The 12,105-nt window shown below is 69.0% G+C and carries 8 protein-coding genes and 1 pseudogene; 5 read left to right on the top strand and 4 right to left on the bottom strand.

The window, feature by feature from the left end:
- Positions 1–15: 15 nt before the first annotated feature.
- A pseudogene (locus ACFOWZ_RS40545) lies at positions 16–1,089 on the top strand (RNA-guided endonuclease InsQ/TnpB family protein); the annotation flags it as partial.
- 191 nt (positions 1,090–1,280) lie between these two features.
- Here ACFOWZ_RS40545 and ACFOWZ_RS40540 read toward each other — a convergent pair.
- Together ACFOWZ_RS40540 and ACFOWZ_RS40535 are read right to left on the bottom strand one after the other, a co-directional pair.
- Complete coding sequence (locus tag ACFOWZ_RS40540) at positions 1,281–2,363, bottom strand: NAD(P)/FAD-dependent oxidoreductase (protein WP_382379281.1); 1,083 nt, start codon at positions 2,361–2,363, stop codon at positions 1,281–1,283.
- A gap of 27 nt (positions 2,364–2,390) precedes the next feature.
- On the bottom strand, positions 2,391–2,936 hold the full coding sequence (locus ACFOWZ_RS40535) for a helix-turn-helix domain-containing protein (RefSeq protein WP_382379280.1): 546 nt from the start codon (positions 2,934–2,936) through the stop codon (positions 2,391–2,393).
- Positions 2,937–2,966: 30 nt separating this feature from the next.
- Between ACFOWZ_RS40535 and ACFOWZ_RS40530 the strand changes: the two genes are divergently transcribed.
- Entirely contained in the window at positions 2,967–3,353 is a 387-nt protein-coding gene (locus ACFOWZ_RS40530; RefSeq protein ID WP_382379279.1) for a hypothetical protein, read from the top strand.
- A gap of 11 nt (positions 3,354–3,364) precedes the next feature.
- Here ACFOWZ_RS40530 and ACFOWZ_RS40525 read toward each other — a convergent pair whose 3' ends face one another.
- A complete protein-coding gene (locus tag ACFOWZ_RS40525) occupies positions 3,365–4,663 on the bottom strand; it encodes a tetratricopeptide repeat-containing protein (protein WP_382379312.1) in 1,299 nt (432 codons plus the stop codon).
- 49 nt (positions 4,664–4,712) lie between these two features.
- Entirely contained in the window at positions 4,713–5,582 is an 870-nt protein-coding gene (locus ACFOWZ_RS40520; RefSeq protein WP_382379278.1) for a DUF4231 domain-containing protein, read from the bottom strand.
- 134 nt (positions 5,583–5,716) lie between these two features.
- Here ACFOWZ_RS40520 and ACFOWZ_RS40515 point away from each other — a divergent pair, with 134 nt between their 5' ends.
- The 3 genes from ACFOWZ_RS40515 to ACFOWZ_RS40505 all read left to right on the top strand — a co-directional run bounded on the left by ACFOWZ_RS40515 (position 5,717) and on the right by ACFOWZ_RS40505 (position 12,068).
- Positions 5,717–8,422 carry a TIR domain-containing protein gene (locus ACFOWZ_RS40515; RefSeq protein WP_382379277.1) on the top strand — a complete coding sequence of 902 codons (2,706 nt, stop codon included), beginning with the start codon at positions 5,717–5,719 and terminating at the stop codon, positions 8,420–8,422.
- A 10-nt stretch (positions 8,423–8,432) separates the two neighbouring features.
- Positions 8,433–9,080: a hypothetical protein gene (locus ACFOWZ_RS40510; RefSeq protein ID WP_382379276.1), complete on the top strand. Its 648-nt coding sequence runs from the start codon at positions 8,433–8,435 to the stop codon at positions 9,078–9,080.
- Between the two features lie 108 nt (positions 9,081–9,188).
- Positions 9,189–12,068: a CBM35 domain-containing protein gene (locus ACFOWZ_RS40505; protein ID WP_382379275.1), complete on the top strand. Its 2,880-nt coding sequence runs from the start codon at positions 9,189–9,191 to the stop codon at positions 12,066–12,068.
- The last annotated feature ends 37 nt before the right edge of the window (positions 12,069–12,105 follow it).

The following is a 12,105-nucleotide window of genomic DNA, read 5'->3' as shown; positions in this document are numbered from 1 at the left end:
TCCCGGCCCGCTACGATGATCAGCGTGAAGCAGGTTGTGCAGGTGCGGTTGCTGCCGACGGCCGAACAGGCGTCGGCGCTGGGCGATACGCTGCGCGCCTGCAACACGGCCGCTTGCTGGCTGTCTGAGCGGATGCACGCCGACCGGGTGTTCCGGAAGTTCGACGTGCAGAAGCGCCTCTACGCCGAGCTGCGGGAACGGTTCGGGTTGGCCGCTCAACCTGCGATCCGGGTGATCGGCAAGACCGTGGACGCCTACACGACACTGCGGGCCGGCCTCACGGCGGGCACCTACGGGCCGCCTGGGTCGGTCCGGCGCCGTAAGGTCGAGGGCACCCCGATCAGGTTCCGTTCGCGCGCGGCGCAGCCGTTCGATGCCCGCTGTCTGTCGTGGCGGCTCGGTGACGCGGGCCGCGGCGGGACGGTGTCGATCTGGACGGTTGCCGGTCGGCTGCGCGATGTGCGGATCGTCGGAAACCCCGGGCATCTCGCCCTGCTTCGCTCCCGCCCGGCGATCGGGGAAACCGATCTGCTGCACCGGGACGGGGTGTGGCTGCTGCACGCCGTCGTCGACTGTCCCGAGGCCGCCCGGCAGGAGCCGGCGAATGGGTTCCTCGGGGTCGACCTGGGCATCGTCAACGTCGCGACCACCTCTGACGGTGACCGGTTCTGCGGGTCGCGCCTGAACCGCTACCGCGAACGCCAGAACCGGATCAGGAAACGGTTGCAGGCCAAGAAGACCTCCTCCGCGAGACGGCTGCTCAAGAAACGCCGCCGCAAGGAGGCCCGGTTCGCCGCCGACGTGAACCACCGGATCAGCAAGACCATCGTGGCCGAGGCTGAACGCACCGGACGCGGGATCGCCGTCGAGCAACTGACGGGAATCCGCGACCGGGTGCGGCTTCGCAAGCCCCAACGGGCCACGGTGCACTCCTGGGCGTTCGCCCAGCTCGGTCAGTTCCTGACCTACAAGGCCCAGCGGGCCGGTGTGGTGGTGGTGCAGGTCGATCCGGCCTACACCTCGCAGACCTGCCACGCCTGCGGGCACGTCGACAAACGCAACCGCCGCAGCCAGGCGGTGTTCCAGTGTGGCCGGTGTGACTTCGTTGGGCACGCCGACCACAACGCAGCACACAACATCGCGGCTCGCGGTGTCGTGCGCTGGGGCGAAGTCATGCGCCCAGACGCAGCGCCCATCCTGGCAGCCAGCCAGGACGGCAGCAGCAAGCCTGAAAACCGCCGCTCGCGGCGACTGGCAAGCTCGTTCCTTCAGGGACGAGCTCATGACACCATCACCTCCGGACGGTCGACGCGGAACGGGTGGGGATCGACGAGCGGGGTGCCGCCCGTCATCAGGTCGGCGAGCAGGCGGCCGGTGGCGGGGGCGAGACCGACGCCCGCGCCCTCGTGCCCGGTCGCGTGCCACAGGCCGGGGGTGCGCGGGTCCTCGCCGATGATCGGCAGGTGGTCCGGCGCGTACGGGCGGAAGCCGCCGTACGCGCGCATGACCGGTACGTGGGCCAGCATTGGGAACAGTGCGATCGCCCGGCGTGCCAACGCTTTCAGGACCTTGCTCTCGATCGTGTCGTCGAAGCCCTTGCGCTGGCGGCTCGACCCGATCAGCACCGTGCCGGCCTGGGTCGACTCGACGACACCGGACGTCTGCAGGTCGGAGTCACCGCTCGCGACCGCGCCGACGTAGTCCGCGTCGTAGACCTTGTGCCGGATCGTGCCGGGGATCGGCGTGGTGACCAGGACGACCCCGCGCCGCGGCAGCACGTTGACGCCGAAGTTCCGCGCCCACGGGCCGGCCGCGTTGACGACCGCGCCGCAGCTGATCACGCCGTCTCCGGTCGTGACGCTGCGTCCGTCCGTTGCGGACACCTCGGCGCGGGTGATGTCGATGCCGCGCAGCAGGGTCCTGGTGGCCTTGACCGGGTTGAGCTGCGCGTCCTGCAGGTAGTGGACGGCGGCGGTGATCTCCGGGTTGAGGTGCGGCTCGTGGGCGCGCGCCTCGTCGGCGGTGAGCTCGCAGGCGTCGACGCCCGCCGCGCGTTGCCCGGCGGCGAAGGCCTTGAGCGGCTCGGACGCCTCCGGGGTCGTGGCGACGACGAGGCCGCCCTTCTCCTCCCACTCGGCGTCCTGCGCCAGCTCGGGCCACAGCTCCCGGCTCGCCTTGGCGAGGTCGAGCTCCGGCCCCGGTCCCTTGTCGCTGACCAGGACGTTGCCCTCACCGGCCGCGCTGGTGCCCGACGCGGGCCCGTGACGGTCGACGACGAGAACGGTGAGCCCGCGTGCCTTCAGCGCCTGGGCGCACGCGGCCCCGATGATGCCCGCTCCCACGACCACGACGTCCGGGCGCATCGCCACCTCCGTTCATTAGAATGAACGTTAGTGCTTCGGGTACTCCAGCACCAGTACCGATCTGACCTCACCGTCGACCGTCTCGTACAGGTGCGGCAGCGAACCGGGGAAGCACACGTAGTCGCCCGGCCCGAGCTCGTAGGGCTTGTCGGTGGGTCCCACCCGCAGCTTCCCGCTCGTGACCAGCACGTGTTCCTTGCCGGGATGGCCTTCGGTGGTCTGCGTGGCACCGGGCCGGACGCGCTGGTCGTAGATCTCCAGCACGGTGTCGCCGATGTCCATCCGCCGCATCAGTCGCAGGTCGACGGCGTTGCTGCTGAGCACCTCGACGTCGCTCGACCGCACCAGCACGACGTCCGGCGGCGTCCGCTCGGTCACCAACTCGGACACCGGCACGTCCAAAGCGTTCGACAAACTGAACACTGTCTCGATGGTCGGGTTCCCCGACCCGCTCTCCAGCTGGGACAGCGTGCCCTTCGCGATGGACGACCGCCGCGCGAGCTCCGACAGGGACAACCCGCGCTGCTCCCGGAACGCCCTGATGTTGGCGCCGAGCACCTGACCCGCACTCATAGCCACTGATCGTTGCATAGGCTTGCGCCCATGACTGCGTACACGGAGGCGGAGGGGCAGACCCTCCGCACGGCCGTTTTCGGTGCCATGGTGCTGGTGTCCACTGCGGACCCCGGCTCGGTCGACGAGGAGAGCCACGCCGGCATCAGGGCCATGACCCTGCTGTCGGACGACCTGCGCGCCGTCATCGCCGCCGCTCCGCCCTCGCTGCCCCAGGGCACGACGTCCGATGTGGAGGCCGGAGTGCTCGCCGCGCTGAGGGAGTCAGTGGCGATCATCGACGCCCACGAGCCGCGCGACGTCGCGATCTTCCGCGCCGCCGTGACGGAGATGTGCCGGTCGGTCGCCGGTGCGGACGGCGAGGTGGCGGTGACGGAGAAGGCGATGGTGACCCGCGTGGTCGAGGCGCTGGGCTGAGCAGCGTCCTGCTAGAGATACGACCTGTACTCGTCGATCAACGCCCGCAGGGTGTCCGCGATCGACTCGTCCAGCCACTCGACGCCCGCTGTGTCCTGGAGCGGTCCGAGCGCGATCTTCGCCGTGGCAGCGCGCTCGGACTCCGGGAGCTGGTCCATCCCGGTGTGCAGCGCGTCCATCGCGGCGCGGGCGTCGCCGCGGAACGCCGAGGTCTCCGCACGGTCCAGCCACGCCCACGGGTTCGTCTTGCCCTCGGTCAACCAGGTCGCCAGCACGTCGAGCCTGCGGAAGTCGTCCATGACCTGCGCGCGTTCGGTCTCGCTCTCCGCCAGCAGGACGTCGACCCTGGCGAGGTTGGCGAGCGAGTAGAGCTCCTCCTTCTTGATCTCGCTGGCCTTCCGGTAGCAGTCCCGCGCCTTGAGCAGTTCGGACCTGTCGGACGACTCGCGGGCGATCCGGCGGTGAGCGCCGCCCAGGCTCGAGTACGCGTCGGCGTCCGCGGGGTTCAGCCGGACCGCCTCGCTGAGCGAGGCCACCGCGGCGGCGAAGTTCATGTTGCGGCTCTGGGCGACGCCGAGCTCCCGCCACCAGTCCGCGGAGTCCTGGTGCAGCCGCGTCGCGCTGTCGAGGTGGTGGATGGCCTGGGGGAGATCATCCTTGGCGCGCAACGCCTTGCCGAGCTCACCGTGCGCGTCGGCTCTCGTGTTGTTGACCGTCAGCAGAAACCGCAGCTTGGCGATGCGTTCGTCGCCCCGCGCGCTCATGGCCTCCCTGAAGAGGTCGTCGCCGCGGGCCTGCTCCAGTCGTTCGATCTGCTCGTCCCGCTTCTTCAGCTCGGCACGGGAGAACACGACGAGATCGCGTCCCAGCCGCACGGGGTTGTCGACGTGCTCTTCGTGGTCGAGCCCGTTCACGATCATGTTGGTGATCAGCTCTTTGGCCGCCTGCAGCTCCTGCGGGCCCTGGCCGTACTGCACGAAGCGGTAGGTGTCCGCGTTGAAGCGCAGGTCGGTCTTGTGCTGACAGGTGATGATGGTGACGTTGTCGCGCAGCGCCCACCTGGCGCCGAGCTCCAGGTAGACGTTGGCGTTGGCACCGGTCAGGTCGGCGATGTAGACCGGCGCGGTCAGTGCTTCGCCGTACATCGTCTGGTGGATGGAGCCGGACATCTGCCGGTCCTTCTCGATCTGCATCTCCACATCCCAGCCGTGCCGTTCCTCGAGCATCAGCCGGACGCCCTCGTAGAGGTGATCCTTGATCTCCTGGGCGTTCGTCCACCTGGTGTGCTCGCCGAGCATTTCGCCCGGCATCGCCACGAAGACTCTTAGAGTCTCGGACTTCTCCACTGTCTCTCCGGGGTCAGGTCGCGCTCGGCCGCGAGGCCAGCCAGGCGGTGTGTTCCTTGCTGATGACGGCCTCCGTGTCGTCGACGGTGGTGGCCCACTCGCTTTCGTCGGTGTAGGGAAGCCGCTGGTAGATGTCTGCCAGCTCACCGGCCGCCGACGCGTAGGCGACCCGGAGGTTCTCGTACTGCCGCAGGCCGATCCACGCCGCTCCGCCCGCGACGGCCGCGGCCATCACACCGGACATGTCGACGTCCCACGTGCCGAGCAGGCGCAGGACCGCGAACACGATCGCGACGAGCTCACCGACGATCAGCAGGATGCGGAAGATCGTCGCACGGGCCTCGTTGGTCGCGGCCTTTCTCCGGTACCAGGTCAGCTGATCGTGCACGCGGGCCTCCCGGTAGACGTTCCTGCGCTCCGCGAACGGCGCAGAACGCAGCTGGGCCATGGCCTGGTGCCCTGCGTCGTTCGAGCTCGTGAGCAGCACCGTCTTGCGGTGTTCCTTCACCGCGTCGGCGATCGCGAGGTCGAGCTCCTTGCGCGGGTCCTGCGCGGTGGAGGGGAACGGATCGCCCGCCACGGCATAGCGCCAGGCCAGGGACTTCACGCGTTCGGCCACCGTCCGGCCGGCGTTCCACTTCAGCTCCGGATGCATGATCCACAGCAACAGCTCGCCGAACAGCGCGATCAAGAACCCACCCAGCGCCACCCAGGCCCACACGTCGACGCCGCTGCCGCCGATCTTCCACTTGAAGGCGCCGCCCACCGCCGCGACCACTGCGCCGATGAGCCGGACCCGGCTGAACAGCATCGTGCGGCGCTGCCCGCGCCGGGACTCCGTCTCCGCGTCGTGGTAGAAGCCCGGGAGGTGCTTCTCGTCCATCCGATCCCACTCTCCTCACAGCTCGCCATCGGTGATCGTCAGCGGCCAAACGTGTGTTACCACGCCGGTGCCCTAACGGCGTGCCGTTTCGGCGCGATGAAGAGGCGTTCACCCGTACAGCCGAGGGGAGTGGGATGCCGGGGAACGAGACGTACGCCGCGTTCATCTCGTACAGCCACGCGACGGACCACGAGCTCGGCCGGTTGTTGCAGCAGGGCATCGAGAAGTTCGCGAAGCCCTGGTACCGCCAGCGTGCCCGGCGGGTGTTCCTCGACGACTCCGTGCTGGCGGCGGAGTCCGACCTCACGCAGGCAATTCTCGACGGCCTGGCCCAGTCGCGGAACTTCCTGCTGCTCGCATCACCGGCGTCTGCGCTGTCGCCCTGGGTCGCGAAGGAGGTCGGGTGGTGGCTCGAGAACCGCGGTCGGCGCACGCTGTTCGTCCTGCTCACCGATGGGGAAGCTGCGTGGGACAACGGGGTTCTCGACCGGCGGCGCACCACCGCGTTGCCGCTTGCCCTGCACGACGTGCCCGAACCACGTTGCGTCGACCTGAGGAAGATCCGCGGCGTCAAGCTCGACCCGCGCAACCCGGGCTGGGAGTCGGCGCTGGCAGACGTCGTGGCACCGCTCGACGGCATCGACAAGACCGAGCTGATCGGCCACCACCTCCGGGAACGCCGCCGCACCAGACGGACCATCACTGCCACGATCTCGGTGCTGGTCGTCCTGCTGGTCGCCGCGGTGATCTTCGCGGTCCGTTCGGAGCAGCAGAGCGACCGGGCACAGCAGCAGACGCTCGTCGCCACCTCACGTCAGCTCGTGGCGCAGGCGGCGGCGATCCGCGACACCCGCCCGAACACGGCACGGCAGCTGCTCGCTCAGGCCTATCGGATGGCGCCGGCCGCGGAGGTGCTCGGGGCGCTGATGGAAAGCCCGTCGATTCCGCGGGTCGTGCCGGGCGGCAGTGCAGTGCACGACGTCGCTTTCAGTCCGCGCGGCGACCGGATGGCCATGGCCAGGGACGGTGGCTTCGCGCTGTACGAAGGAGTGACCGAACGCGCTGTGGTGCCGGTGGACAAGTACGCGACGGCCGTAGCGTTCAGCGCGGACGGTGAGCGCGTCGTCGCCACCACGCTCACCGGAGCTGTCGTGGTGGCCGACACCGCCGACCCGAACCGGCGCGGCACCTGGCAGTCCGGGCTCGCGGGGATGAACTCGGTTGCGTTCATCGCGAACGAACCGGTCGTCGTGGTCACCGGCAGCGGCTCCCGGACGTGGCTGCTGGACGTCTCGAACCCTTTGGCGCCCAGAGAGATCGGGAAGCTGCCCACGAGCGGCGGTGGCGGGTTCGACAGCACGAGCGCGGTGAGCGCGGACGGCTCGACCGTCGCGCTGCCGGGTCCGTTCGGGGCGATCGAGCTGTGGGACATCACCGACCGAGCGAACCCGAAAAAGCGCGCGGTGCTGAGCGGGCACACCACGGACGTCTCGATTCTGCGGTTCGCGCCGCGAGGTGCCGTGCTGGCCAGCGGGTCGCACGACGACACGGTTCGCTTGTGGAACACCGCGAAACCGGAGCCGTACGCCGTTCTCTCCGGATCGACGCTTCAGGTGACGGCGTTGGCGTTCGCGCCGGACGGTGCGGCTCTCGCCGTCGGCGACGGCAACGGTTTCATCAACCTATGGGACGTCACCGACCCGTTCCGGCCGCGTGTCAGCGTCCTGATGCGCGGTCACGTCGCGGGGATCAACGGCCTCGCGTTCAGCCAGGACTCCCGGGTGCTGGCGTCCGCGAGTGAGGACGGGTCACCGCGCCGTCACGTGGTCCGGCTTTGGAACGTGCTGGCGGCCGCGCGGTCGTCCGCCGTTGCGGTGCTGCCGCCTGGCACGACGCTGGCGTTCGGGCCGGACCACCTGCTTGCCAGCGGCTATCCCATGACGCTGCACGACCTCTCCGACGTGACGCGGCCGAAGCTGGTCCGCACGATCCGCACCAACAGCGTGGGCGGCCAGCCCGTCGCGTTCAGCCCGGACGGCACCCGTCTCGTGACCGCCCTGCCCGTCGTGCTGATGGACCCGCACTCGGACGCACCACCTGCGGCCACGCAGACCGACCGCGCGGAAAGCGTCGTGTTCAGCCCGGACGGCACGCTGATCGGAGCTGCTCCGAACGGTCAGCCGTTCACGATCTGGAAGCGCGTCGGGGACCAGGTGACGCCCGCGGGGACGCTCACGGGCTCGCAAGCCGCCCGGCACGGCATCTCGTTCAGCCCGGACGGCCGGCGTGCCGTGACCCGCGGGGACAAGGGGCAAAACCTGCAGCTGTGGGACGTGAGCGCGCCGGACTCGCCCAAGCTCGTGCGCACAGACGACACGAAGACCGATCCGGTCGAGTCGGTGCTGTTCCGCCCGGACGGCGACGTGGTGGTCACAGGCAGTTCGACCGGCCTGATCACGATGCGCCACAGCGGCGACGGGTCGACGATCGCGACCGCCAGCCGACACGTCGGGAGCGTGGCGAACCTCGCCCTGCGCCCGGACGGGAAGCTGCTCGCGAGTGCCGGAGAGTCCGGCGAGATCGTGCTGTGGGATGCCGCTGACGCCGAGCGACTGATCGAGGTGGGCACGTTGCGGGCGGGCGGCCGATACTCCGCGGCGTCGATCGCGTTCAGCCCGGACGGGACGATGCTCGGCGGCGCGGACGGGCAGAGCACGATGATTTGGAGCGTCGACGTGCCAGAACTGCTTGGCCGGTTGTGCGAGGAGTCCGAGCCGATTCCGGAGTCCGAGTGGCGGCAGTACCTTCCGGATGTTCCTTACGACCCGCCCTGCGCGTGAAGGGAACCTGATGAGAAGGCTCGTAGTCCTCGTCTTGCTGCTCACGGCCTGTGGTGGCCCCGGGATCGGTCCGAAGATCACCAGGCGGCCGGAGTCGGGCAGTCCGGCCGGGACGACGACCGTGTCAGCGCCGAGTCCTTCCCGGCAGGTGCTCGGCTCGGCGCCCGCCGACCTGCGCACGGTGGACTGGCCCAAGGCCGCGCTGCCTGCCCGGTTCTGCGGCATCGACGAACCTGTGCGTCTGAAGGACGGTCAGGCCGCCGCGACCTCGGCCACATGGGGCAGGATCCTGCTGCTGCAGAACGGTGTCGCGCACGGTGACGTCGATGGGGACGGTCAGGACGAGGCTGCAGTGGGCCTGATGTGCGACACCGGTGGCGGCACCGCGGCGAGCCAGCTCGCGTTCGGGTACGTGGTGGTGCGGTCGGTGGACGGCAACCTCGAACTGGTGGGGGAGATCAGCACGACGACGATGAGAGATGACGCGTACCACGTGCCGTTGCTCGCCGAGCCGAAGTTCGAGAAGGGCGTGATCACCGTCGAGGAGCGGTGGTACCGGCCCAGCGACGCGAACTGCTGTCCCAGCGGCGCCTCGCTGACCAAGTGGTGGCTCCGCGACGGCACCCTGAAACCTGATCCGGCCGTCCAAGTGTCGTAGTGCTCCGATGAGTCGCGCACAAGCAGGCCCGGTCAGGGCTTGACCCAGGTAGTTGTGGTTGAAATCATCGGACCTCTCGCCGCCGCCCCGACGAGAAAAGCGATGGTCATGGCACTACGACGTTTGTGTGCGGCCGTGGTGGCCGCACTGCTCGCTGGCCTGGTGACGGTCGTGCTGCCTGCCCCGGCGCAGGCCGAGGTGCAGCACCCGAGACAGGAGTGGCTGCGCAGGTCCACCGCCGGGTTGTTCCTGCACTGGGGCATGTTCACCGCTCCGAAGCACCTGAACTGCGCCGAGTGGGAGCGTGACGTCACCGGCGGCGGGTGGACGCCCGACTACTGGATCGACGAGGCGCGCAAGCTCGGTGCCTCCTACGTCGTGCTCGCGACGTTCCACAGCAGGCTCGGGTACGCGCGGCCGTGGCCGTCGAAGATTCCCGGAAGCTGTGCCACGCAACGGGATCTGCTGGGTGAGCTGGTGAAGGCGGGCAAGGCCAAGGACGTCAAGGTCATCCTCTACATGACCGACGACCCGCAGTGGCACAGCGAGCAGGGTGTGCAGATGCTCGACTCGGCCGCCTACTCCGCGCACAAGGGCGAGCAGGTGGATCTCACCACGCGTGAAGGGTTCGGCAAGTACAGCTACGACCTCTTCTTCGAGGTCATGAAGAACTACAACGACCTCGCCGGGTTCTGGATCGACAACGACAACGAGTACTGGGAGCGCAACAAGCTCTACGAACAGATCCGGCAGCTTCAGCCCGCCTGGTTGTTGAGCAACAACAACGAGGACACGCCGATCATGGACACGGTCTCGAACGAGCAGAAGACCGGCATGTTCCCGTCCTACGACTACCCGGCCGCGACGTTCACGCCGATGCCGCGCCTGTCCGAGGCCTGCTACAAGCTGCCCAACACCGGCGACTGGTGGTACGACGGCGGAAACCACGCCGTCGACACCCGGCTCAACACCGGTCGCTACATCACCAACGCGGGGTCGTCGATCAAGTCGCTGATGGCCGAAACGCCGATGGTGAACGGGAAGATGCCCGCGCAGCAGGAGGCCTACAACAACTTCATGGCGTCTTGGGTGCCGCCGATCCGCGAGTCGATCCAGGGCGTCGAGGGCGGCGGGTACCTGTACGGCGGGATGCAGCCGGGGTTCTGGAACGACGGCGCGCATGGCGTGATCACGATCAATCCCAGGACCGGTAAGCAGTACGTGCACGTCGTCACTCGTCCGCGTGCTGACTTCGTTCGCCTGCGGGACAACGGTTATCGCGTCACCGGCGTCACCGACCTCCGCACCGGCGAACGGATGCGGTTCTCGCAGTCGGCCGGGCACCTGACGATCCAGGGCATCACGAAGTGGGACGAGTACGACACCGTGTTCGCTGTGGAAACCGCTGGGCAGCAAGGCTTCTACACCGGGGTGAAGGCCTCGGCGACCTCGTCGGAGAACGGGTTCCCGGCCTCGAACCTCACCGACGGCAGCTACGAGACCTACTGGGACGCCAACGCCGCTCAGCCCGTCTCGATCTCGCTGGACCTGGGCAGGCGCAAGCAGGCGGCGTTCCTCGCGATCAACCAGCGCGAGTCGTCACCGACGCACGCCCGCGTGTCGTTCGGCCGGCCGGAGGACTCGAGCCGCATCAAGGACTACCAGCTCACGGCGTCCGTCGACGGACGCGACTGGTGGCACGTGCGCAGCGGTGCGCTGCCTTCCGCGCGTGGCACGCAGTTCATCGACATCGGATCGCAGGAGGCGCGGTTCCTGAAGCTGACCGTGGTCAACACCTGGGGCGGCCCGCAGGCCCCGGTGTACTTCAAGGAGCTCAAGATCGACGAGATCCGGGTCGGTCACAGCTATCCGCACGGGTTCCGGGACAACCCGCTGGAGGCCGAGGACGCGTCGCGGTCGGGTGAGGTCCGCAGCGAGTTCTGCGAGGCGTGTTCCGGCACGCGGCAGGTGACCGGGCTCGGTGGCGGCGAGCGCGACGCCGTGACCTACCGCGACGTTTCCGTTGCCACGGCGGGAACCTACGGCCTGCGGCTCGACCTGACAGCCGCTGAGGCGTCCAGCGTGTCGGTGTCGGTCAACGGCGCGGCACCGGTTTCCGTTGCGGTGCCGAAGGATCGTCCTGACGTGCCCGCTCCGACGTCGGTCGCGGTGCCGTTGAACGCGGGCCGCAACACCGTGAAGGTCTTCGGCACCGGCAGGCTCGGGCTCGACCGGATCTCGGTCGGCGGGCTGCCGCCGTCGAGCTACACGCCGAAGACGACGCTGACCGTGGAACCCCACGGCGTGCAGTGGGTCGCGCCCGGACAGCAGTCCGTGAAGATCACCGCACGGCTGCGCCTCGACGCCGACGACCAGATCGACGCCGTGTCGCTGGCACCGGTGGTCCCCGCCGGGTGGACGCTGACCGGCGCGCCGGCCACCCGCACGTCGATGCGGCTCGGGAACCTGCTGGAGGGCGTCTGGACCGCTGTGTCGCCCGCCGGTGCCGACGTGGGCTCGGTGAGCATCCCGGTGACGGCCGCGTTCGGGCTGCTGGGCTCCGAGCGCAAGGTGTCGGGTTCGGTGCCGGTGCGCACCAGGCCCGCCGACCGCGTGTTCGTGCGGGAGGCGGAGGACTCGGCCAACCAGTTCGGCAGCACCGGTCTGACGGGCTGCGGGGCCTGCTCTGGTGCGGAGAAGGTGCGCAACATCGGTGGCAGCCCGGACGCCGCCGTGGTGTTCCCGAACGTCACGGTGCCCGCCGCGGGTGCGTACCGGCTGTTCATCACCTTCACGGTCAACGGGCCGCGGTCGTACTTCGTTTCCGTGAACGGTGGCGCGCCGGTCGAGGTCAAGCTCAACGGCGTCGGCAACAACACGCCGTACGTGACTGAGGTCCCGGTGACGCTGAACGCGGGCGCGAACACGATCAGGTTCGGCAACGACAGCGCCGGTGCTCCCGACCTGGACCAGATCGCGATCGGCTGACCTGAGCGGCACCCTGCGCGAGCGGGGTGCCGTTCTC

This window comes from Lentzea rhizosphaerae, assembly GCF_042649515.1.
In the GTDB taxonomy this organism is placed as follows: Bacteria; Actinomycetota; Actinomycetes; order Mycobacteriales; family Pseudonocardiaceae; genus Lentzea; species Lentzea aerocolonigenes.
The sequence above is the reverse complement of the archived record's forward strand: the minus strand, read 5'-3'. Positions and strand labels throughout refer to the sequence as shown.